This is a genomic window from Flavobacterium sp., from assembly GCF_004295795.1.
In the GTDB taxonomy this organism is placed as follows: domain Bacteria; phylum Bacteroidota; class Bacteroidia; order Flavobacteriales; family Flavobacteriaceae; genus Flavobacterium.
On the sequence record NZ_SEBR01000025.1, the window covers coordinates 17723 to 40078 of the forward strand.

Sequence of the window (22356 nt, forward strand, 5' to 3'; positions counted from 1 at the left end):
ACCAATGAAGAAGACACTTTTAGCCATATTGACACTTTTGATCGGATTTTGCTCCTTCGCCCAAACCAAGGCGAGCAAGAGCAAGGCCGACGCTTTGTTCAAAAAACGCAATTACCTCAAGGCCGCGGCCATGTACGAGCAACTGAAACCCGAAAAGGACATTTTGCAGAATCTGGGCGATTGCTATTACAACAATTATCTGATGAAAGACGCCGTGCGGGCTTACGCACAGTTGTATCTGACGAAAAAGGAAACCGACAGCATCGACAAGGAATATCTGTTCAAATATGCCCAATCGTTGATGGGAATCGAAAGCTACCAAAGAGCCGATTCGATCATGGCGATTTACGTCGGATATCCGGTAGACACGCCGAGTTTCCGCTCGAACCAACAGTTCAACGTACCTTATGATTACGTGATCCAACCGATGACGCGCAGCACGAACAACGGTGATTTCGGGATGTCTTTCTTTGGCGACAAAGTCGTTTTCGCTTCGTATCGTTCGGCTCAAGGCAATTACGGATGGAACGAAAAACCGTATCTCGACCTGTTCGAAGCCGTTATCGACGACAAGGAACAGTTGAAGAAAATCATGCCGTTCCCGAAGGAAATCAATTCGAAGACGCACGAGAGTTCGGCCACCTTTTCGGCAGACGGACGCTTTATGTATTTCAACCGGACTGGAAAAAAGAAAGTCAATGTCGGAGACGATAAATATGCGACGATCCGTATCATGCGCGCCGAATTCGTCAACGGCAAATGGGCGAATGTGACTGATTTGCCTTTCAATGCCGAAGCATTCTCGAACCAGCATCCGGTTTTGACAAAAGACGGAAAACGCCTGTATTTCTCGAGCGATCGCGAAGGCGGACAAGGTTCTTTCGATCTGTATTACGTCGAAGTCAGCGCCGACGGAACATTCGGCCAGCCGCAAAACCTCGGAAACATCGTCAACACCAAACACCGCGAGCAATTCCCGTATTTGTCCGATGACGGAAAAGTACTGTATTTCGCCTCTGACGGACATCAAGGCCTTGGCGGACTGGACATTTTTTACACGAGACAATACGAAGGCGGATGGGACAAACCGGTAAACCTCGGGGAAACCATAAACTCCAGCGCCGACGATTTCGCATACGCCGTAAACGAGAAAAACGACAAAGGTTATCTGTCGTCCAACCGAAACAAAGGCACGGACAATCTCTACGGATTCACGCGTTTCGAGAACGAGGCGAGTTACATGGTAGAAGGCGAAGTGCGCGACAAGAACACCAAAAACCTGCTTCCGGGAACGACGGTTTCACTGTATGATGAAGCCAATAACCTTGTGGGAACGATGGTCGTGGGGCAAAAAGCCGATTACGTTTTCAAGACCAAACCGAACACGAAATACAGGATTGAAGCCGTCAAGGATTTCTATATTCCGCACAGCGAGGAATTCGTGACCAACGAGGAAGGCAAAATGCGTTACACCATCGAGCTTTTCGTGGAATGCTACGACGATGCCGAGGAAATCATCACGCGTCGCGACGACGGAAAAATCCAGATCCAGATGGAGAACATCTATTTCGACCTGAACAAGTGGGAAATCAAGCCGGAAGCCGCGGGCGCGTTGAATACGTTGTTTGAGCTTTTGTCGAAATATCCGGCGATGGAAGTCGAACTTGGTGCGCATACAGATTCACGCGCCACTAACACTTACAACCTTGTTTTATCGAACCGTCGTGCCCAAGCCGCTGTCGATTATCTCGCGGGCAAAGGCATCGACCGCAAGCGAATGAAGCCAAAAGGTTATGGGGAAGAAGTGCCGTTGGTAAACTGCGGAACAGATCGTCCGTGCACCGAACAGGAACATTCCATAAACAGACGTTGCGAATTCATCATCCTTAGATAAGGAACCCGAACAAAGAAAGTTGTTGTTAAATTATAGTAGTTTAAAGAGGAAAAGTCGCTGTGGGAAGCGACTTTTCTGTTTTTTCTGGATTTCGGACCGTCGGATTCCAGATCGACTCAGGAAAATTATTCGTTGTCTGGATTTTCGGTCTTCGGCTGATTTTTGTGACAGGTTCGAAATTCCGATAGTCTCAAATCCGCCAATCTGAAATTCCGATAATCCCAAAACCTACCACACACTTTTCTATCTTTGGCCGCGTAAACTTTCGCCATTGAAAACAAAACTACTTTTTTCGCTATCGGCTTTCGCTGCTTTTTTTGGCGCTTCGGCCCAATCGGTTTGGCCTTCGGAGACTTGGTCAGATGCGACCAACATCACTTCGGTCATGAGTCCGTCGGCGGCAATCGAACTTTCGGGCTTGCACTGGAATTCGGTCAACAATCGACTTTATGCCGTACAGAATGACGGTCGGCTTCGCGTGCTGCAATACGATGCGTCGGGCGGAACTTTTAGCCAGATCGCCAACAAATCGTTCGACGGCGGACCGGAAGGCATCACGCAGGTCGATCTTTCGGCGAACGAAGTCTACACCATCGACGAAAACGAATACGAAATCAGGAAATATACACACAATGCCAGTTTTTCGACGCTGACCGAATCGCGCCATTGGAATTTGCTACAAGCGCCATCGCCCATGCCAGACACCGGAAACACCGGCCCCGAAGGCATCGCGTTCGTTCCCGATTCGTTTTTGGCCGACAGTAATTTCACGAGTTCGGTCACCGGCCAACCTTACGTCTCGACAAAAGGCATGGGCGGACTTATGTTTGTCGCGCACCAGGACGGCGGCTACATCTGGGTTTTCGACCTGAATCCGGACGTGAACAATGACTTTGCCTACGTCGGGAAATACAAGACTTCGAGAAGTGAAAGCTGCGATCTGGCGTTCGATCGTTCTACGGGATTGCTCTACATTTTGCACAACGTCGGCAGCAATTACCTGCAAGTAACCAATATGTCGCTTGCGCCAGCGCCCGGATCAGAACCTACATTTTCAACGTTGAACGAATATTTCATAGCGAATCCGACGGGATCAAACACCAACGTCGAAGGTTTCGCCCTGATGCCGAAATGCGGCGATTTGACGGGAAGCGCATTCTTGTGCCGCGACGCTTCCTCGAGCGAGGCGTTGTCAGTGAGACAGGACGTTTTGCGCTGGTTCGCTCCTTTTTTAGCCGATGGAAATTGCGAGTTGTCCGTGAACGATCCCAATCAAAAAGCGGTAATCGTTTACCCGAATCCGACCGCTGAAACGCTGTTTATTTCCGGTCTTGATTCCCAAAAAGCCAACATCGCCATTTTCGATCTCAACGGAAAACTGGTGAAAAAGCAGCAACAGGCGAATTCCAAAATCGATGTTTCGAAGCTTGCGAAAGGCGAATATATCCTGAAAATCGACAACGGGAATTCAACTCAGGAAATCAAGTTCATCAAGGATTGATTTTTGGGCAGCAAATCCGGCTGTTCGCTATTAGTTTCACACGCCAACACGTTTTTTTGCAACTCGCGGGCGGGTCTTTTTTTGCAAAAAGCCAGCCCGCTTCGGCAAAAAATACGCGTTGGCGTGTGAAAGCTAGCCGCGACATCCGGGCTGCGGGTTTTGGCTTTTTGGGTGGTTTTTTTGCGGCGAAGTCTGTGACTTCGCCAAGGCGTGTTGGCGAGTTTGCAACTCGCGACAACTTCCCGTAAAAAAAACGCCCTATCCGGGGCGCTTGTTTTATAGTTCGACCAGGATCTGGTTTTTGAGAAGATCTTCCATCGTTTCGCGTTCGCGTATCAGGATTCCTTTTCCGTCTTTCCACAAAACTTCGGCCGGTTTGAATCGCGAATTGTAGTTGGAAGACATAGAGAAGCAATAAGCGCCTGCGTTCCTGAAAGCGAGAATGTCTCCTTCGTGGATTTCGGCAATGCGGCGATTGGTCGCGAAAGTATCGGTTTCACAAATGTAGCCGACTACGGTGTAAAAACGCTCTTTTCCCTTTGGGTTCGAAACGTTCTCGATCGCGTGCTGGCTTCCGTAGAACATAGGTCTTATCAAATGGTTGAAACCGCTGTCGATTCCGGCGAAGACCGTAGAAGTCGTCTGTTTTACGACATTCACCTTAGCCAGGAAGAACCCCGATTCCGACACAAGAAATTTTCCGGGTTCGAAAGCCAAAGCCAACGGACGTCCGTATTCTTTGCGGAACTCGTTGAATCTTTTGGAAAGCTTTTTCCCGAATTCCTCCACATTTGTCTCGATATCGTCCTTTTTGTAAGGCACTTTGAATCCCGATCCGAAATCGAGAAAATCGAGTTCCTTGAAATGTGTAGCGGCCTCGAACAAGATTTCGGCTGCGTAGAGAAAAACTTCCACATCGAGAATATCCGAACCCGTGTGCATGTGAATGCCGTTGATATGCATCCCAGTATTCTCCACAATGCGCAGAATGTGCGGCATCTGATGGATCGAAATACCAAACTTACTGTCAATGTGACCCACGGAGATATTTGAGTTTCCGCCAGCCATTACGTGAGGATTGATGCGGATACAAACCGGAACCTTGGGGTGTTTGGCGCCAAAGTGTTCCAAAACGGAAAGATTGTCGATGTTGATCTGCACGCCAAGTTGGGCGGCCATTTCAATCTCCTCGAATGAAACGCCGTTTGGTGTGTAGATGATTTTGTCTGCCGGAAAACCAGCGTGAAGGCCAGTTTGCACTTCCTGTATCGAAACCGTGTCGAGCCCTGATCCCAACTTCTTGAGCAACTTCAGGATCGTGACGTTGCTCAAGGCTTTGACCGCGTAGTTGATCCGCAAGTCGTCGACCTTACTGAACGCGTCCGTCAAGCGTTTGTACTGCGCCTCGATTTTCGCGGCATCGTAAACGTAAAGCGGGCAACCGAATTCCTCGGCGAGCTGAAGTAGTGCTGTAGGTTTCATATAGGAATAAAATATCCGCGAATTTACCAATGAAAACGCTTATTGCCAAACGGTTTGGCATTTCTGCATTATCGGTAGAATCGCGGATGGAAAAATGAGAAAAATTTACAGTTTCCTGAGCGTGACCAGAAAACCGTCGGCGTCTCTTTGGTCGAATTTCAACGTGTTCGTGCCAACGTCCATGCAGCCGAAGCCCGTAGCATCGATGATCATCGCTCCGTCGCAATCGGCCGTACCGTTTACGCTCAGCACTTGATAATCATAAGTTCCGGTTTCGAAGAATTCGTATCCGGTGTCGGGAATTTGTCCGTTCACGACATCGACCGTTCCGTCGTCGTTGAAAGTCCAGGTGATCACGCCTGGCTCGTATTGCTGGTTCGCGCCTCCAAATCCGCCGGTTACGCTTTTGAGCGTCCAGGTTCCGAACAATGTGCCTTGGGAATTGTTGTCGTCATCGCTTTTGCAGCCCGTAGCCAAGCCCAAAGCGAGCAAAAACACAAATAGTTTGATCGTTTTCATAGTTGTTTTTTATATGGTTAGCAAATAGATGCTACAAAAGCCGATTGGTTGCGTGGCAAACTCGACGTAAAGTGAAAAAGTCAGTATCGCAAATTTGGTCGGAAGAAACCCGAAAGTTAAAAAGTGATCTAACCTGTCAGGATTTAAAAGGGCGAAAGATTCAAAATCCGACAATCCGACAATCCGACAATCCAAAAATCCACCAATCAAAAAACCGAAATAGGAATCGGCAAATCAACAATATTCCCTATTTTTGCGTCACCTTACAAAATAACCAATCATGGATATACACGAATATCAGGGAAAAGAAATCCTGGCCAGCTACGGAGTCAAAGTCCAACGCGGTCACGTTGCCAATAATGCTCAGGAAGCCGTTGCGGCCGCCAAGCAGCTAACCGCCGAAACCGGAACGGGATGGCACGTAATCAAAGCCCAGGTTCACGCCGGTGGACGCGGAAAAGGCGGCGGTGTAAAATTGGCAAAGAACCTTCAGCAAGTCGAGGAAATCGCAGAACAGATCATCGGGATGCAGTTGATTACGCCTCAAACTCCGCCGGAAGGAAAGAAAGTAAACAAAGTGCTTATCGCCGAAGACGTGTATTATCCGGGCGAAAGCGAGACGAAAGAGTTCTATATGTCGGTACTTTTGAACCGCGGAAAAGGACGTAACATGATCATGTATTCTACCGAAGGCGGAATGGATATCGAAGAAGTTGCCGAAAAAACGCCTCACTTGATCTTTACCGAAGAAGTTGATCCAGCTGTCGGACTTCAAGCTTTCCAAGCCAGAAGAATCGCGTTTAACCTCGGAACTTCAGGACAGGCTTTCAAGGAAATGGTGAGTTTCGTCACGGCTTTGTATGCAGCTTACGTCGGTTCTGACGCTACGATGTTCGAGATCAATCCGGTCTTGAAAACATCAGACAATAAAATCATCGCGGTAGACGCAAAAGTGAACCTTGATGACAATGCTTTGTACCGTCACCCGATTTATGCGGAAATGCGCGACGTACGTGAAGAAAACCCAATCGAAGTCGAGGCGAAAGCTGCAGGTTTGAACTATGTCGATCTTGACGGAACCGTCGGTTGTATGGTAAACGGTGCAGGTCTCGCGATGGCAACGATGGATTTGATCAAATACGCAGGTTTCGAGCCGGCGAACTTCCTTGACGTAGGTGGAACTGCCGATGCAAAACGCGTGGAAACGGCTTTTCGAATCATTCTGAAAGACCCGAACGTAAAAGCGATCCTTATCAACATCTTTGGTGGAATCGTGCGTTGCGACCGCGTGGCTCAGGGCGTTGTCGACGCTTACAAGAATATGGGCGACTCGATCAAAGTGCCTATCATCGTTCGTCTGCAAGGAACAAACGCCGAATTGGCAAAAGAATTGATCGACAACTCAGGAATGCCGATCTTGTCTGCAACACTGTTCCAGGAAGCGGCTGACCAAGTGAAAACAGCTTTGGCCAATTAATAATTAATAGTTATTAAATACTAATTGAATCCCGGCTTCTGTCGGGATTTTTTTATGGGTCGATTTTAAAAGGAGTCTCGAGCAGCAACACGAGATTCGCCGAAATGAGTTGCCAGCCTCGTCCGGAAAACTTCCACGATCGATTGATGCGAAGTTTTCTTTCGAAACAAATTCCCCTGTATTTGCCGCGTCGGTTCTCGACACTGTTCACTATTGCGATGTTGGTGAAGAATGTGATATTACGCGTGCATATTTCGCTGCTTTCGAGCAAAAGGATTTCAGTGTTCAAATATGGGATGCTGTCGAATCCGACAAAAGTCTGTCCGTTTTCGTCCGTAAAGACGATTTCGGGATGCAGCATTTTGGCCAACGTGCGCTTGTCGTTGGCTATTACTGCTTTCAAAAGTCTGTTTTCGGCTTCTTCGATAACCTGAATATGCGATAGGGTCATGACTAGTCAAGTAGGGAAATGGCACCAATTACCTGTGTTTTCAGATGATTACTGAAGTTGCGGCAATCATTTGCCAGTTTCGGTTAAATCGCCACATTCGCGTCGTGCTGTACAAGTCCTTGAATGGAATATCCATATACAAACCTTCACGTTTCTCGATGGCAGTGACTACGGCCACGCTGTTGAAAAAATTGATGGTTCGTTCCAACGTTTCCAGTCTTGTAATCCGGTAAAGTTGGGGATTGCTCGCCGGACAATTTCTTGATCCGACAAAAACCTCACCGTGTGGGCTGGTGTAAATTGCGTCAGGGTGCAACAGATGGAGTAAAGCTCCCACATCCTGGCTTACCAAGGCGTCGCTGAGGCGCATGTCTGCGTCTTCAACCACATCAAAATGTGTCTTGTTCATAGATTTAGGGATTGAGCGTTTAACTTAAAGTTAAGAATGGTTTTTCAAAAAAGTCGCAAAATGCACAAATTTTCGTTGAAATGCATCCTCTTGTCAGAATCTACCGTCGAAATCGATTTCGTTTGTAGGAAATAAGCGATTACTTCGTTGGAAATGTTACACTTCGGCGAAAAAAGAAATCCCGAGCCTAAACCCGGGATTTTTTGAAACTTCTCACTTCGGCATATTCGCCGGATCGTCATAGTTGACCATCCAACTTATCCCGAATTTGTCCACCCACATTCCAAAGTATGCGCCCCAGAAAGTATCGGCCAATGGCATTGTTACGATTCCGTCCTGCGAGAGGCCGTTGAAGATTTTGTCGGCGTGCTCGCGGCTTGAGGCGTTCAGCGATAATGCGATATTGTTTCCGGGCGTGAATTTGTAACCCGGCATTTCCGAGGTCGGAACATCAGAAGCCAGGATCGTCGCTCCGTCTTCGAGTTCCAAAGACATGTGCATGATGCGATTTGCGTCTTCCGGATTTGATTTTTGATCGTCAGAAGGTGGCATATCGGAATAGCGTCCAACGTAAGGAATCCGTCCGCCAAGAACCGCATGATAGAAATTCAGGGCTTGCTCGCAATTTCCATCGAAGTACAGATAAGGGATAAGTGATGACATATTTTGGTTTTAATTGGTTTGTTTCGGATTGTTTTTGGCAAGCGCGCGCTTGATTTCATTGTCCAGAAGCGGGAAAGCCGGATACGCCATGTCGTGTCCGTAGCCGCCAATCTCGAGCAGTTTCGTCTCTTTGTGCCCGGCGATTTTCATCATTCGTGCCATGTAGGCATTTTCCTCATAACGTCCGAGGAGTTCGAGCTCGCGATCTCCTGTGATCAAAAGCATCGGCGGCGCATCGGCGCGAACGAAGAACAAAGGCGCATATTCGTCTATCGTGGGTTGTTTCTCGTCGATTCCCTTTTCTTTGCGATAGGTAAAGTGCGAGACCATTTGTCCGCTGAATGGGATCAATCCCGCGATTTTGTCGGGATCGATCGCATATTTCTCCAGACGTTTCTTGTCGAGAATGGCCATCGCGCCCAAATAGCCGCCAGCCGAATGTCCCGACACGAAAATCTTCGCGTCACTTCCGCCATATTTCGAGATATTCTTGAACGTCCATGCAATCGAAGCGGCCGCATCGGCAATACAATCCTCGACTTTGGCTTTTGGGCTCAAGCGATAATTCACGCCAATCACCGCGTAGCCTTTTTCCTTTAAAGCCGATGGGATTTCCTTTTGTCCGCCGGTCAATCCGCCGCCGTGAAACCAAATTATGGTCGCAAAATCTTTGGTATTTTTCGGATAATAGAAATCGAGCACGCAGCGCTCCTTGATGTAAGCATCCGTCGGTTTTTCGTAATAAGGGATGTCCTTTTCGAACGCGTACTCGACTTTTTGCGCCTGTAGAGAAAGGATCGTCAGAAAAAAGAAAGCGGAATGGAGGAATTTTGTCATGTCGTTTTTGTGAAGGAGAAACCCAAAGATAGCGCAAACCCGACTTTTTTCCGAGCGTTTTCCAGCCGACAGGCACCAATTGGATTCGCGTCCAAATTCCATTGTGACCGAAATCCGTAAAACAGAACGACCGACACAAAATTGCATCGGTCGTCAGTTTTCGGATTTTTGAGATCGTCTATTTTTTCTTCTTGATCGTGTATTTCACGTTTTCAACCGGACTTTTGGTCGTTTTCTTGGCTGCAAAAGGTTTTGCGCCCGTAAAATTCTTGGCCGGTCTTTTTGCCGATGCGTTCTTGGCCGGCGCGTCTTTTGCCGTGAAATTCTTGGCCGGAGCTTTGACTTGCGCCTTGATCTGTCCGAGGACTTCGGTTGGATTTTTTGGATTTTCCTTTGTGCCTCGCAAATGAATCACGAGTGCGTTGAGGAAATTTCTTAAAACCTGGTCGCCGCAGGACACGAATTTCTCGTGGTCTTCGTTTCTGAAGAAATTCCCGACCTCGCCTTTCGAGATCCTGAAATCGACCAACTCGAGGATTTCTACGATCTGGTCATCGCGCAATTGCAGTGCTACGCGTAGTTTCTTGAAAATATCGTTATTGTTCATAGGTGTTTTTTTAGGATTTCCGTCGCGGCGGATTTTGGCCAAAGATAAGCGAATTTAAGCGGCCGAACACAGTCGCGACGGCATTTGCTCAGTCAAAAAGCCAGTCAAAAGCCTCGAGGAAATTTTCGCGCCAAAGTTTTTCGTTGTGTTCTCCGGCCGGAACGACTTTTTGCCGAGTATCGGCTTTCCTGGATTTTACGATGGAAATCATCCGCTGCATATCCGGAACCATTTTGTCGTCTTCCTTGTCGCCGCAAAGAAAATAGAACTTCCTGTCTTTGAGCGATTTCGTCTTGTCCGCGAAAGCGTAAATCTCATTTGAAAACCAGAACGAAGGCGAGAAAACACCGGCTTTCCCGAATGTTTGCGGATATTTCAGAACGGCATAAAACGAGACAAGTCCGCCGAGAGAACTTCCCATTATAGCCGTATTCTTTACGTCAGATTTGGTTCGGAAGCGCTTGTCGATCTCGGGCTTGAGCGTTTTTACGACGAATTCGAGATAGGCATCGGCTTTTCCGCCCCCATATTTTTCGTTCGGAAAAGGCGTGAGTTCGTCGATTCTTTTGTCGTTCCCATGCTCGATCCCGACGACGATCACCTGTGCGTTTTTCGACTCAAGTGCTTCGTCGACGTTCCATTCGCCAACGAAAGATGTTTTTGCATCGAACAGATTTTGGGCATCGTGCATGTACAGAACCGGATACTTTTTGGAATTTTGCGAATAGTCTTTCGGAAGCCAGATCCAGATTTTTTTGTTCACACCCAATTGCGGCGCCTCCAAATCAAAAGTGGAAACTTGGGAAGATGCCGTAGTTTGAGCCGCGGCAAAAATCGGAACCAATAAAAAGAGTAAAAGTTGTAAGCGCATCACGAGCGGAATTTCGTCCTAAAACGGTATTTTTGCGCAAATTACGATTTCGATGGACAACTACGAAGAAAAACTGGCTTTGCTGCTTGACATGATCCAATTTTCGGTGGTCGACGGCAAGCTCGATCCGCGCGAATACAAATTGCTTTCTTTGATCGCGGGCGAGCTTCGCATAGAAAAGACTGCTTTCGACGATTTGTTCCATCGCGAATCGAAACCGCACGCCATCAAATCGGAAGTGCAAAGAATCCACCAATTCTATCGTTTAGCGCTTTTGATGCACATCGACGGTGAAGTGCACGAACGCGAACAGGCGGCGATCAACCAAATCGCGATCGATATGGGCTTGAATCCGGGCGCGACCCGACGCATCCTAACGTTGATGAAAGAATCGGAGTTCAAGATTCTCGATCCGAACGTCGTTTTTGAGATTTTTCGCGAACAACAAAACTAAAAAACACCAGAAATTATGCCCATGCAAGTTTGTTCCTGCGAAGGTCTCAATCCGGATTGCCCGAAATGTTTCGGAAGCGGTTATGCCGAAGTCGCCGAGACAAAAGGCGCATCTGACAAGAAAAAAAACACTGAAAACAAACCTTCGAAGCGACAGTCAAGTCTTCCCGAAGATCTGCTCACGCTGACCAAAAAGGAAATCGAGCACATTGCTTTGCAGCTTGTCGAGAAACTCGATCTCAAATCGAAAAAGCAAATCCAGCTTCTCAATTCGATTCCGTTCAGCACGAACACTTTCCGGATTGTCAGCAAGGACAAATTCGCGAATCTGGCCAAGATCGAAAACGAAAAACGGTTTTTGAGAGGCGAACTCGACACGATCCTCAAAGAAACGGCGGCCAAGAAATACTTCCAAGGATTTCAATTCGGACATTTTTTATCCGACAAGGAAATCGACATCAGCTCGAATCGCCAACTCAAGACTTTGTTGCGCGAATACAAGAAACTGAAAACGAAGTGATTTTTTGACTTTCCGATTTTCGGAGAGATGAAAAGCCGATTCCCGATCAAATCGCCGCGTCCTGCAACGTCTTGATTTCATCTCGCAATTTCGCCGCTTGCATGAAATCGAGTTCTTTCGCCGCTTTTTCCATCGCTTTTCGCAAGTCCTTGATTTTTTTGTCCGATTCGGCTTTTGACAAGTATTTCGGTTCGGGTTCCGATGCTTTCGCGGCTTGGTTCGCCACGTATTTCGTCGACACGGAATTGCGCGCCAACGCATTGTCGAGGTTCTTTTTGAGCGCCATCGGTTCCAGGTTGTGTTCCTTGTTGTAGGCCATTTGTTTCTCGCGTCTGTAGTTGGTTTCGTCGATCGTGGATTGCATCGATTTGGTGATGACGTCGGCATACATGATCGCTTTTCCGTTCACGTTTCTCGCAGCACGACCGACAGTCTGCGTAAGCGAGCGGTTGCTTCTCAGGAAACCTTCCTTGTCGGCATCCAAAATCGCGACCAACGAAACTTCGGGCAAATCCAAGCCTTCTCTCAAAAGATTGACACCGATCAGCACGTCGAAAATCCCTTTTCGCAAATCCTGCATGATCTCGACGCGTTCCAAAGTATCGACTTCAGAGTGGATATAGCGGCAACGGATCGAAACTTTCGTGAGATATTTGGTCAATTCCTCGGCCATTCTCTTGGTCAGAGTCGTCACCAAAGTCCGTTCGTCCAATTCGACCCTTTGCTGGATTTCCTCGATAAGGTCGTCGATTTGGTTCTTGCTCGGACGCACTTCTATGACCGGATCCAAAAGTCCCGTCGGACGGATGATCTGTTCGACGTAAATGCCTTCGGATTTCTGCAGTTCGTAATCGGCGGGCGTTGCCGAAACGTACACGACCTGATGCTGCAGGGACTCGAATTCCTCGAATTTAAGCGGACGGTTGTCCATGGCCGCGGGCAATCGGAAGCCATATTCGACGAGATTTTCCTTTCGCGAGCGATCGCCTCCGTACATGGCCGAAACCTGTGAAATGGTCACGTGACTTTCGTCGACGACCATCAGGAAATCGTTCGGAAAATAGTCCAAAAGACAAAACGGACGCGTTCCCGGCAAACGCCTGTCGAGATAGCGCGAATAATTCTCGATTCCCGAGCAATACCCGAGTTCGCGGATCATTTCGAGATCGAAATTAGTACGTTCCTCAAGACGTTTGGCTTCGAGGTGTTTCCCGATCGATTTGAAATAATCGACCTGTTTGACCAAATCCTGTTGGATGTCCCAAATAGCGCCGTGCAAGACATCGGGCGAGGTCACGAACATATTGGCCGGATAGATATTGAGTCGCGTGTACTTTTCGAGCACCTTCGAAGTCTTGGCGTCGAAAGCCTCGATTTCCTCGATTTCGTCCCCGAAAAAATGGATGCGGAAAGGTTCGTCCCCATAACTCGGGAAAACTTCGACAGTATCGCCTTTGATTCGGAACGTTCCAGGCGTGAAATCGGCTTCGGTTCTTGCGTACAAACTTTGGACAAGCCGATGCAACAACTTCGTGCGCGAGATCATTTCGCCTCTTTTCACCGAAATCACGTTTTTCTGGAATTCCACGGGATTCCCGATCCCATAAAGGCAGGAAACCGATGAAACCACGAGAATGTCACGTCTGCCGGACAACAAGGCCGAAGTCGTGCTCAAACGCATTTTTTCGAGTTCCTCGTTGATCGCCAAATCTTTCTCGATATACGTTCCGGTCACGGGAATAAAGGCTTCCGGCTGATAATAGTCGTAATACGACACGAAATATTGCACGGAATTGTTCGGAAAAAACTGCTTGAATTCCGAATACAACTGAGCGGCCAAAGTCTTGTTGTGCGCCAAAACCAAAGTGGGACGCTCGACCTTCTCGATGACGTTGGCCATCGTAAAAGTCTTGCCCGATCCGGTCACGCCCAAAAGCGTCTGGAACTGTTCGCCGTTCTTGATGCCCGCTGCGAGTTTTTCAATGGCTTGTGGCTGATCGCCTGTAGGTTTGTAATCGGAAACAACTTGGAATTTCATAGCGCTGAAAATGTGGAAAACAAAGATAATCAATCCAATGTTTGCAACGTCGGGCGTTTTGGTTTCGTTAAGAATCGTACCTTTCAATATGCGAAAAATCTGGAATCGGATCAAGAAAAGACAGTTGGCGCTCGCGATTTTCGCAGGTTACGTCGTCGTTTGCCAGTCGTGCATGACGATGCGGTTTTCCGATAAGGAAACACGCGAATTTTTCACCGGGACCAAAACGGCTTATTCCGAAAAAGCACTCAAATCTGACGGACACATCATCCATTACATAGCAACCGGAAACCCAAAATCACCCACACTTTTCTTCGTGCACGGCTCGCCCGGAAGCTGGAACGCATACAGACGTTATCTCACCGACACACTTTTGCTCCGGAAATTCCGAATGATTGCAGTCGATCGTCCGGGTTACGGATTCAGCGATTTCGGGAAAGCCGAATCATTGGCAGAAAACGCGAGATTGCTGAGCGAAGTCGTGAAAAAAACGAGAAACGGCCAACAATTGATTTTGGTCGGGCATTCGATTGGCGGACCGATCGTGGTACAAATGACAGCCGATCATCCGGAACTTGTCGACAAAATGGTCGTGCTTGCGGGTTCGGTCGATCCAAACGAGGAAGCGCCCGAAAAGTGGAGAAAGATCATTAAACTACCGCCTTTGCGCTATCTGATTCCCGGCGCGTTCCGTACTTCGAACGACGAAGTGTGGCTTTTCAAACATGAATTGCTGCTTTTGGAACCGCGCATCCAAAGCATTTCCGCCGATGTGCTTGTGATTCACGGCACTGAAGATCCGCTTGTGCCTTTCGGGAATTCGGAATTTCTCAGGAAAAAACTCACCAACGCAAACTCGTTCCGGCTCGTCCCGATTGCTGGCGCAAACCATTTCATCCCGTGGGAACATTACGAGCTGATAAGACAGGAATTGCTCAGGCTTTGACCTCCAAAAGGTTGTGGATTTGGGCATATTGCAGCAACAAAATCGTCTTGGCGTCGATGATTTCACCCGAATAGATCATCGAAACCGCTTTTTCGAACGGCATTTCCAGCACTTCGATGTGTTCGTTTTCTTCTTCCAGACCGCCGCCGTCGCTCTTTCTCATTTCATCCGAGCACTCGGCCACGAAGCAATGCAGCATTTCTGTAACCGCGCCCGGCGTGACGAAACAGGAGAACACTTTCTTCACGTTTTCGACGTGGTAACCCGTTTCCTCTATGACTTCGCGCCTAATCGTTTCGGTTGGATTTTCGTCGGATTTGTCGACCGTTCCCGCGCAAGTTTCGATCAGCATTCCGTTCATGTGGCCGGTCAAATAGGCCGGAAGCCGGAACTGTCGCGTAAGGATAACCGTTTTTTTCGTCGGATTGTAGAGCAGTATGGACGCGCCGTTTCCTCTGTCGAACACCTCGCGATAATGGATTTCGGTTTTTCCGTCCTGTTCGAAATCGAGTGTATAGCTTTTTAGTGAATAACGTTTGTCGGATAGGATTTGCGTGTCTCGGATGGTGATTTTCGGGTCGGACATTTCAATTAATAATTAATAGTTAATAATTAATAATTTTTGGATCGGCGGATTTTCAGAAATCAGTTTTTTGAAAGCTATTGGTTCGATGGTTATCGGCGTGGGATTTGGTCCCGATAGCTATCGGGATGGGATTTGGAATTTGGATTTCAATCATGGCATTCCATCAGCAACAAATCGCCCGATTCATAAGTGATCGAAACGATGCCGTCGTCCTTGACCGCATTGCTGCTTCCGATTCGGTAGCCCAAAGTCAGTTCGTCATTTTGTAACGGCCAGACGAGATTCTGAGCAGAAATTCCCGTGACTTTTCCCACGGGCATCAAAGAAATCACCGAATCTTTCGTGTACCATTTCTCGAATTTTTCGGGCAATCGGAAGATTTTCGAGTAGTCGTCGAGGATCACGATCTTGAGTTGATTTTTGTATCTCACGATATTCGTGACGTTGGCCAGCGTGTGATCGGCTCGTTTTCCCGTAGCCCAAACCACGTTCGCGGACGGGATTTTTCTTTCTATCAGATAATCGAAAGCCTTCTCGAGATCGGTTTTGTCCTGGTTTGGCGTGTGTACGATCTCTATCGGAAACTGATAATCGTCGCGGGTCGTCGGATCGAATCCGCGGTCAAAATCGCCCAGCAAAACATCGACCTTTATACCAAGAGGCGCAACGCGATCCATCGCCGAATCGAGCACGACCACAAGCGGTGACCATTCGAGCAATTGGTTCAGCAATTCCATCGAACACGCTTCACCGTTGGCGATGATCAAAGCCGGTTCCTGATCGTCTCTTACAATGTGGTGGGAAGACATTTTTAATTATTAATTATTAATTATTAATTGTTAATTGTTAATTGGATCATCGCATCAACGAAAAATGTCCGAGGATTTCTTTTCCGTCGTCGAACACGCCTCGGTACCAATAATCGGTTGATGGAAGCGGCTTTCCGTGGAAAGTTCCGTCCCAATCTTTGTCGGTCGGCGTCAGCATCTTGATCAGCATTCCGTATCGGTCAAAAATCCCGACTCTCGAAACCGTGGTGAATTCTATGCCTTTTATCGTGAATCTGTCGTTGAATCCGTCGGCGTTCGGTGTGAAGAATTGCGGTGGAAGCAAAAGTAGGTATTGTTGGGAATCCGATCCGCAGTTGAAAGTGTCTCGCACGTAAACCGTCAGCATTCCGCCTTCGACATCGGTGAAAACGTTTGACAATTGCCACGAAAATCCGTCCAGCGAATATTCGAAAATTCCGGTATTTGCGGTCGTAACCGTAATTGTCGCGCCTTGGTTGGTAATCGTCGCGATCTGTGGCGCCTGATGCACGATCACACCGTGATTCTGGCTCGCCTGACAACCATTTCCAGAAGTGACCGTGACGGTGTAAACTCCGGCTTGACCGACGGAAATCGTCTGAGTCGTTTCGTTGGTCGGCGTCCAAAGATAAGTCGCACCCGAAATCCCGGCGTCCAAAACAGCCGAATTGCCTTGGCAGATGTCGACCGGAACCGGAACCGAAGGAAATTGTGGCGAAGGAAAAACCGTCAGCGTGACCTGGGTGCGACCCGGACTTTTGCATGGGCCATTCGTCGCTTCGGCATAATATGTTCCGGGAATGTTCGTCTGATAATTAGCGTTGCCCGAAAGCAGTAGATTTCCGCCGCTCGGAGCGTCATACCAATCAACCGAGTTCGTCGAAGTCACGGACAAAGCCGGAATGTTCGCATCGTTATCGCAAGCGCCGATGTTTCCGTTCGAGGTAGGAGCCATCGGTTGCGGCAACACGAAAAAGTGGAAACTATCCGACAAGGTATAACAATAAGCGTTGTTCATATTGACGATATCCTCGGCGATCTTTACACGAAAATAACCAGAAGCCGTGAGTGGAAGCGTGTTGTAATTCTGGGAAGTTTCGCCCGGAATGTCTGTCCAGGTCGTTCCGTCGGGCGAAGATTGCCATTGGAAAACGTGCGTTCCGGCGGTAATGTTCAACGTCAGATTCAGGGAAACCGGCAAATTGTTCGAACATTCCTCGACAACCGCGTTCGCACCCGAAGTCACAGACGCCAGATCACCGCATGAACGGAAAGAAATGTCGTCTATGGCCAGATCGTTTCCGCAGCCGCCGACTCCGTTGTTGAGCATTTTGAGTACGACCGAAGTCTGTCCCGGCGGAACGGTGAACGTCATGCCATATTGCACCCAATCGGCACTCGAAGAACCCGGAATATTTCCCGTATCGCCTTCTTTCAAAAGCGTGGTTTCGGATTGATCCCAAATCTGGAACTTGACGTTGATGGGAATTCCGGTGCCGCCGCAAGCATTACTCGACGGATTGTAAGCGTTGAGAAGCCAGGCCGAAAACTCGAAAGTCGTGTTCACGCAAAGTCCTGTAACCTGTCGTTTGTAAAATTCGCCGGGATTGAAACTCGCGTTTACGATGAACGCTTTTCCGTTTGTGTCTCCGGGCGTATGATCTGGGCGACTTATCCAGTTTCCGTTCATTCCGGTGTTGTCGCTCAACGTGTATTCGCCGTCGCTTGGCGTCGTGGCCACGAAAGTGTACGAAGTCGTTCCTGCCGGAAGTGCCGGCCCGAATCCGGTTCCTGTTCCGAAATCTTCGGTGAAAACGGGATCGCCTTTGCTTCCGTTGCAAAATCCGAGCTGCGCCTGAACGCCCGAGCAAACCAATAAGGTTAAGGCAATGAAAACAAATGGTTTCAATACGTGATTTTTAGAGCTGGAAAGTTAGCGCATTTACAACGTTTGCGCAATTTGGCGGCCGTTAAAACAGTGAGCCGATTGCCATTTTTGTAGAAATAGTCCTAAAAATCCGAATCGTGGGGGTTTTGGGCAGTGTTTTAACGTTTTTGGGCTTTGCCTCGGTTTTTTTGTTGCCGATTTTGGTTTAGATTTTATCCGCGAAAGTCGGCCAAGAATTTGAAGTTTTTTGTTGCCAAGGATGCAGGATTACACCAATATTTACGTCGCTTTCAGATCAGATTTATTTCGCATATCTGGCCACGAATGCACGAATGCCAGTAATTCGTGCATTCGTGGCCAAATTATTCATCATGTAGCGATATTGCTGATTAATATGTCGAGGATTTGCCGCCAATTTTATGCCGCGGATGCCCGGATTTTCACAGATCACACGGATTTTGCATCGCTTTAGATCAGATTTATTACTGCTATCTGGCCACGAATGCACGAATGTCTGTAATTCGTGCATTCGTGGCCAAATTATTCACCATGTAGTAATCTTGCTGATAAACATGTCAGGGATTTGCGGCCAATTTTATCCACGAAAGCACAAATTTTCACGGATAGCACCCATTTTCGCATTGCCTTCGGATTACACGGATCGTTAGATTTTCAAGCCGAAAAACGTCCTTAATGAACTTAATGTTCTTAATGGTTCAAAAATTTATCCGGATTGCTCAATTCAAAACATTTTTTAACCGCGAATTCGCGAATTTCCTCTTAGCGGATGAGAACTGAATTCGCGAATTCGCGGCAAAAAAAATTACATTTTGACAACCACATCAAATTCCGTCCGATAAGTGGTTTTCCCGTTTTTGACGCATTCGAAAAGTTCGCTGTTTTCGTCGTAGTAAACCGACTCGTAAATCATCGGAATCACCGTTTTACCACAGAAATCAACCACGCCTTCGAACTTGTTGTTCGCGACGATCACCATTCGCGACTCGACTATTTGCCCGACCTGATCGAATTTTGGCGCGAGTATGGTTTCGAGGTTCTTGTCCGAAAGCCCAGATTTGACGCCGTCGGACGTGATATAAAACATTTTGGTATAACCGCCGGATTCGTAAGTGCGCGAGATGTATTTTACGTTATCCGGAAGTTTTTCGCCGGTAATTTCGAACGACTGGAATTGTTGCGGATAGCGATGGCGTTCGCCTGCAGTTTCAATCGCGATCCGATTGCCAGATTTTGGCCAAAAAGCGCTGTTGTTATTATAGTCGATAAAGCCTTGAAGCGAACTTTTGTCTTGCCGCGCATTTCCCGCATCTCCTTTCCAATAAAGCTTTCCCGAAGGTTCGAACGCGTAAAGTTGCCGGTTTTTGAAAGCTGCGATAAATTTGCGTCCGACAAGTATCTCGTCGAATTCCTCACGCAAAATCGGTTTGAGGTTTTGGCTCGAAAGTCCGTATTTTCCATTTTTCGAAGTCAGGAAATAACTGTTTTTGGAGGAATTGGCGCTGTCTGAAATTCGTGAGATCGAGTCGTAAGCAAAATCAATCTGCACAATTCCGTTTTCGTTGATCAGTCCCAAAAAAGCGGCTTTTCTGCAGACGAAAAATCGGTCGTCAAGCGGTTGAATTCCGTCGTAAATTTCCGGAACGACCAAACCTTTGCGCACATTCGCGATTCCATATTTGCCATTTTTGGACACGATGAAATTTTGGAGTGAGAATAATCTTCGCGCCGTGTAAACGGTCGTGATCGTGTCTGAAAGCAGCAGTCCGTCAATAGCATATTTGCTGAACTTTTGGGTTGTGTTGCGATAACTGTTTTCGTCGGTCGGAACAGTCGAAAATCCGCCAGACGCGTCAATCTTGAGAAAAGCTTCCGGAATCGCCCTCTTGATTTTTCCGGACCTGAGATCGTAAAAAATACTCCAACCTTTGTCGCGCACCAAAATTCGTCCGTTTTCTGAAATGTCCGTCAGCGAGAATTTCCAACCGACCGGCGCTTCAAAACCGATTGTGTTCTTTCCGTCAAGCGGAATCAGATCGACCAAAATCCTGTCCTTGTCCAAATTCCGGATTCCGATAAAAAAAGCGTTGCGATACTTTTCGAGGTAAGGTGGTAATTGCGATTTTTCGGCGAAAACAGGGAATTCGATTATGTCGTAAAAATCGTTTTTAATCAGGATTTTGCTATCGGAATCGACTATCCCGACGTTCCCGCCATTCGGTTTGTCCCAAAAACGCAAATAGCGCGACCCGATTTCGAAATCGCGTTCGGTAAAATAATTTTTGGCTGAAAATGTCGTCGCAGCTTCGATTTTGTCGTGTCTGAAGTTCCCGATTTTGAGGTCTTTCCCTAAAATTCCGCATTTCCCGTTTTGGGTGAAAATAAAGTTCCAATGGTTCGAGATCACTTTGTCGAACGATTGCCCAAGCGGTTTCAGCTCGAAATCGGAATCGAGATAAGCGTCGAATTTCCCGTTTTTTTGCACGATGATGTAATTCGTCCCAAACACGAAATTGTCGAATTCGGGTGGCACGACCTTGCCAGATTTCAGGTCGATAAAGCCGTGTTTGAAGTTTTTCGTGGTGAAAACGACGATCGTGTTCGGGTTTTCGCTTGCGCTGTAAACGTCTTCACTCAAAACCGAAACGCCGTTTTTGTCGAGTCGCAGTAGTTTTTTGTACGGATTTTCGCTGTCGGAAATCAAGGTGTAAATTTCCGACTCGGTTTGGAAGAAATAGTCGTGGAATTGATACGAAAACGGGAAAACCTGTTTTCCGGATGCGTCAAAAATCCCGAATTTTCCGTTTTGGGAAGCTTCGTAAAACGCCGGATTTTTTTCGGGAGTCAGTCTCCGGATTTCCTCGAATTCCTGTTTCAGCACAAGTTTTCCGTTTGTATCGATCATGCCATAAGAGTCAGAAACGATACCAAAATGATTGCTGTCGATGGCGTAAATATTCCTGTAAATCGGTGGTGTGATTTTATTGGACAAACTGTCGGCAAGTCCGAAAAGGCGGCCATTTTCGGTATACTTCAACCATTTCGGAAACGCGGTTTCATCTCGGTCGTCGAGCGATTCGAATCTTGTCCGGTCGGGTTTTCGCATTTCGTAAATCGTGCCGTCGCGATTGAAATTTGTTTTCGTTCTTTTGCGATAAGCACTGAGATTGCGGTCGATGTGGTCGAATTTTGGCGCCACGATTTTGTTTTCGGACATAAAATAAAGCCCGAATTTCCGGTTGTTTCGAAGTTTGAAAATGCCTTGGTTGATTTCTTGAATGCCGTCGTAAGTCGCATCGAGCTTGATTTTTCCCGATGCGTCCATCACGCCGAATTTGCCGTTTTGTTCGAATACGACGCCTTTCGGAAAATACATTTCGGGTTCGGAAATCGGTTTTCCGTAGATGAGATTCGTGCGTTTTCCATCGATTGTTGTGTTTCCCCAAGGCGAAATCGAGTCGTGAACGGCTTCGGAGACGAAACTCCGGTGCGCGAAATCGTAAATCCCAAACCGGCGGTTTTTGGTCACGACCGCGAAATTATAGCTGCGTTCGCGTTCCCAATCGCCGAGATTGCGCTTGAGGTTCGCGATCACGTTGATCTCGTTCGGAATCACATTCAAGTCCGACAAAAGGTAATCGAAGTCGCGAATGCGCTGGATTTTCGCATTTCCGGAAGTAAAGAGTTCGTATTTCCCGTTTTTGGATGCGACAAGGTAAACCGAAGAACTGCCGTCTTGTTCTTCTCCCAAAAGTCTCGTGAAGATCGCGTCGTAACCTTCGAGTGCTTTTTTTCCGTCGGTCAGATCGACAAGGCAAAATAGGTTGTTTTTATCGACCGAAACGACTTTGCAAGGAATTTCCGTTTCTCGGATGGTTTGCGCATTTTCGAGTAGTATTTTTCCGTTTTCGTCATAAATCGCGAAGTTTCCGGCAGTAAAATTTGCGTCGCGATTTTTGCGCGAATCGACGAGCCAATATTTCCCATAAATCGGTTTTTCATAGATAGTATGCGTGTCGAAAGGAACAATCGTTTTTCCTTTACCCGAAACCAGACTTTGAAGCGAATCGACATAAATCCTGTAAAAGAGCTTTTCGTTTTCGCCGATGATCTTGATGGAATCGCAAATCGCGTCGACGAGATATTTTTTGGTTTTCCGATCGAAAATGCCTTCGGATGCAAGCAATCCGGTGCGAAAAGCGACTTTCGAAAATCCGTTTGGCAATTTTTCACAGGAATCGACAGCGAACGATTTTACCTTTTTCAGATGCGCCTTTTTTAGGTCGGGCGCGGCTTGTCCGAAAGCCATAAATCCGAAAAGGAGCAAAATCGGGAAAAGCAAGAATTTCCTCATGGTGCAAAGTTAGTGCTTTGATAGAGGCGAATT

19 protein-coding genes are annotated in these 22356 nt (G+C 47.5%); 6 read left to right on the top strand and 13 right to left on the bottom strand.

The window, feature by feature from the left end; translation table 11 throughout:
* Nucleotides 1–4: 4 nt before the first annotated feature.
* Together EOO49_RS16690 and EOO49_RS16695 are read left to right on the top strand one after the other, a co-directional pair.
* The gene (locus tag EOO49_RS16690) at nucleotides 5–1894 is read left to right on the top strand and encodes an OmpA family protein (RefSeq protein WP_290847765.1); all 1890 of its coding nucleotides are present in this window, start codon (nucleotides 5–7) and stop codon (nucleotides 1892–1894) included.
* Nucleotides 1895–2165: 271 nt separating this feature from the next.
* Nucleotides 2166–3395: a T9SS type A sorting domain-containing protein gene (locus EOO49_RS16695; RefSeq protein ID WP_290847766.1), complete on the top strand. Its 1230-nt coding sequence runs from the start codon at nucleotides 2166–2168 to the stop codon at nucleotides 3393–3395.
* A 276-nt stretch (nucleotides 3396–3671) separates the two neighbouring features.
* Here the strand turns inward: EOO49_RS16695 and lysA are convergent, their stop codons facing one another.
* Both lysA and EOO49_RS16705 read right to left on the bottom strand, forming a co-directional pair.
* Nucleotides 3672–4877 (bottom strand): diaminopimelate decarboxylase, encoded by a 1206-nt coding sequence (lysA, locus tag EOO49_RS16700; RefSeq protein ID WP_290847769.1) that lies wholly within the window; start codon nucleotides 4875–4877, stop codon nucleotides 3672–3674.
* Nucleotides 4878–4982: 105 nt separating this feature from the next.
* Complete coding sequence (locus tag EOO49_RS16705) at nucleotides 4983–5396, bottom strand: hypothetical protein (RefSeq protein WP_290847771.1); 414 nt, start codon at nucleotides 5394–5396, stop codon at nucleotides 4983–4985.
* A 280-nt stretch (nucleotides 5397–5676) separates the two neighbouring features.
* Here EOO49_RS16705 and sucC point away from each other — a divergent pair, with 280 nt between their 5' ends.
* Complete coding sequence (gene sucC, locus EOO49_RS16710) at nucleotides 5677–6873, top strand: ADP-forming succinate--CoA ligase subunit beta (protein WP_290847773.1); 1197 nt, start codon at nucleotides 5677–5679, stop codon at nucleotides 6871–6873.
* A gap of 52 nt (nucleotides 6874–6925) precedes the next feature.
* Here the strand turns inward: sucC and EOO49_RS16715 are convergent, their stop codons facing one another.
* The 6 genes from EOO49_RS16715 to EOO49_RS16740 form a co-directional block, all read right to left on the bottom strand.
* Nucleotides 6926–7324, bottom strand: coding sequence for a nuclear transport factor 2 family protein (locus EOO49_RS16715; protein ID WP_290847775.1), 399 nt, complete (start codon nucleotides 7322–7324; stop codon nucleotides 6926–6928).
* Between the two features lie 40 nt (nucleotides 7325–7364).
* Nucleotides 7365–7733 (bottom strand): nuclear transport factor 2 family protein, encoded by a 369-nt coding sequence (locus EOO49_RS16720; RefSeq protein WP_290847777.1) that lies wholly within the window; start codon nucleotides 7731–7733, stop codon nucleotides 7365–7367.
* A gap of 213 nt (nucleotides 7734–7946) precedes the next feature.
* Nucleotides 7947–8396 carry a VOC family protein gene (locus tag EOO49_RS16725; RefSeq protein ID WP_290847778.1) on the bottom strand — a complete coding sequence of 150 codons (450 nt, stop codon included), beginning with the start codon at nucleotides 8394–8396 and terminating at the stop codon, nucleotides 7947–7949.
* Nucleotides 8397–8405: 9 nt separating this feature from the next.
* On the bottom strand, nucleotides 8406–9233 hold the full coding sequence (locus EOO49_RS16730; protein WP_290847780.1) for an alpha/beta hydrolase: 828 nt from the start codon (nucleotides 9231–9233) through the stop codon (nucleotides 8406–8408).
* Nucleotides 9234–9411: 178 nt separating this feature from the next.
* A complete protein-coding gene (locus EOO49_RS16735) occupies nucleotides 9412–9840 on the bottom strand; it encodes a DUF1456 family protein (RefSeq protein WP_290847782.1) in 429 nt (142 codons plus the stop codon).
* An 88-nt stretch (nucleotides 9841–9928) separates the two neighbouring features.
* Nucleotides 9929–10711, bottom strand: coding sequence for an alpha/beta hydrolase-fold protein (locus tag EOO49_RS16740; protein WP_290847784.1), 783 nt, complete (start codon nucleotides 10709–10711; stop codon nucleotides 9929–9931).
* 52 nt (nucleotides 10712–10763) lie between these two features.
* Here EOO49_RS16740 and EOO49_RS16745 point away from each other — a divergent pair, with 52 nt between their 5' ends.
* Both EOO49_RS16745 and EOO49_RS16750 read left to right on the top strand, forming a co-directional pair.
* Nucleotides 10764–11165, top strand: coding sequence for an excinuclease ABC subunit B (locus EOO49_RS16745; protein ID WP_290847786.1), 402 nt, complete (start codon nucleotides 10764–10766; stop codon nucleotides 11163–11165).
* A 15-nt stretch (nucleotides 11166–11180) separates the two neighbouring features.
* On the top strand, nucleotides 11181–11684 hold the full coding sequence (locus EOO49_RS16750) for a hypothetical protein (protein WP_290847788.1): 504 nt from the start codon (nucleotides 11181–11183) through the stop codon (nucleotides 11682–11684).
* Between the two features lie 46 nt (nucleotides 11685–11730).
* Here EOO49_RS16750 and uvrB read toward each other — a convergent pair whose 3' ends face one another.
* Nucleotides 11731–13722: an excinuclease ABC subunit UvrB gene (gene uvrB, locus EOO49_RS16755; protein ID WP_290847790.1), complete on the bottom strand. Its 1992-nt coding sequence runs from the start codon at nucleotides 13720–13722 to the stop codon at nucleotides 11731–11733.
* A 37-nt stretch (nucleotides 13723–13759) separates the two neighbouring features.
* Here uvrB and EOO49_RS16760 point away from each other — a divergent pair, with 37 nt between their 5' ends.
* Nucleotides 13760–14668, top strand: coding sequence for an alpha/beta hydrolase (locus tag EOO49_RS16760; RefSeq protein WP_290847792.1), 909 nt, complete (start codon nucleotides 13760–13762; stop codon nucleotides 14666–14668).
* Here the strand turns inward: EOO49_RS16760 and EOO49_RS16765 are convergent.
* The 4 genes from EOO49_RS16765 to EOO49_RS16780 form a co-directional block, all read right to left on the bottom strand.
* Nucleotides 14658–15254 (bottom strand): NUDIX domain-containing protein, encoded by a 597-nt coding sequence (locus EOO49_RS16765; RefSeq protein ID WP_290847794.1) that lies wholly within the window; start codon nucleotides 15252–15254, stop codon nucleotides 14658–14660. The genes EOO49_RS16760 and EOO49_RS16765 overlap by 11 nt on opposite strands.
* Before the next feature lie 146 nt (nucleotides 15255–15400).
* Nucleotides 15401–16063, bottom strand: coding sequence for a thiamine diphosphokinase (locus EOO49_RS16770; protein WP_290847796.1), 663 nt, complete (start codon nucleotides 16061–16063; stop codon nucleotides 15401–15403).
* Between the two features lie 46 nt (nucleotides 16064–16109).
* Nucleotides 16110–17972 carry a T9SS type B sorting domain-containing protein gene (locus EOO49_RS16775; RefSeq protein ID WP_290847798.1) on the bottom strand — a complete coding sequence of 621 codons (1863 nt, stop codon included), beginning with the start codon at nucleotides 17970–17972 and terminating at the stop codon, nucleotides 16110–16112.
* A gap of 802 nt (nucleotides 17973–18774) precedes the next feature.
* A complete protein-coding gene (locus EOO49_RS16780) occupies nucleotides 18775–22323 on the bottom strand; it encodes a WG repeat-containing protein (RefSeq protein WP_290847800.1) in 3549 nt (1182 codons plus the stop codon).
* Between the last annotated feature and the right edge of the window lie 33 nt (nucleotides 22324–22356).

Excerpts from the sequence above, each read along its gene's own strand:
- EOO49_RS16690 (WP_290847765.1), top strand. The coding sequence starts at position 5 with ATGAAGAAGACACTTTTAGCCATATTGACACTTTTGATCGGATTTTGC.
- lysA (WP_290847769.1), bottom strand. The coding sequence starts at position 4,877 with ATGAAACCTACAGCACTACTTCAGCTCGCCGAGGAATTCGGTTGCCCG.
- EOO49_RS16705 (WP_290847771.1), bottom strand. The coding sequence starts at position 5,396 with ATGAAAACGATCAAACTATTTGTGTTTTTGCTCGCTTTGGGCTTGGCT.
- sucC (WP_290847773.1), top strand. The coding sequence starts at position 5,677 with ATGGATATACACGAATATCAGGGAAAAGAAATCCTGGCCAGCTACGGA.
- EOO49_RS16715 (WP_290847775.1), bottom strand. The coding sequence starts at position 7,324 with ATGACCCTATCGCATATTCAGGTTATCGAAGAAGCCGAAAACAGACTT.
- EOO49_RS16720 (WP_290847777.1), bottom strand. The coding sequence starts at position 7,733 with ATGAACAAGACACATTTTGATGTGGTTGAAGACGCAGACATGCGCCTC.
- EOO49_RS16725 (WP_290847778.1), bottom strand. The coding sequence starts at position 8,396 with ATGTCATCACTTATCCCTTATCTGTACTTCGATGGAAATTGCGAGCAA.
- EOO49_RS16730 (WP_290847780.1), bottom strand. The coding sequence starts at position 9,233 with ATGACAAAATTCCTCCATTCCGCTTTCTTTTTTCTGACGATCCTTTCT.
- EOO49_RS16735 (WP_290847782.1), bottom strand. The coding sequence starts at position 9,840 with ATGAACAATAACGATATTTTCAAGAAACTACGCGTAGCACTGCAATTG.
- EOO49_RS16740 (WP_290847784.1), bottom strand. The coding sequence starts at position 10,711 with ATGCGCTTACAACTTTTACTCTTTTTATTGGTTCCGATTTTTGCCGCG.
- EOO49_RS16745 (WP_290847786.1), top strand. The coding sequence starts at position 10,764 with ATGGACAACTACGAAGAAAAACTGGCTTTGCTGCTTGACATGATCCAA.
- EOO49_RS16750 (WP_290847788.1), top strand. The coding sequence starts at position 11,181 with ATGCCCATGCAAGTTTGTTCCTGCGAAGGTCTCAATCCGGATTGCCCG.
- uvrB (WP_290847790.1), bottom strand. The coding sequence starts at position 13,722 with ATGAAATTCCAAGTTGTTTCCGATTACAAACCTACAGGCGATCAGCCA.
- EOO49_RS16760 (WP_290847792.1), top strand. The coding sequence starts at position 13,760 with ATGTTTGCAACGTCGGGCGTTTTGGTTTCGTTAAGAATCGTACCTTTC.
- EOO49_RS16765 (WP_290847794.1), bottom strand. The coding sequence starts at position 15,254 with ATGTCCGACCCGAAAATCACCATCCGAGACACGCAAATCCTATCCGAC.
- EOO49_RS16770 (WP_290847796.1), bottom strand. The coding sequence starts at position 16,063 with ATGTCTTCCCACCACATTGTAAGAGACGATCAGGAACCGGCTTTGATC.
- EOO49_RS16780 (WP_290847800.1), bottom strand. The coding sequence starts at position 22,323 with ATGAGGAAATTCTTGCTTTTCCCGATTTTGCTCCTTTTCGGATTTATG.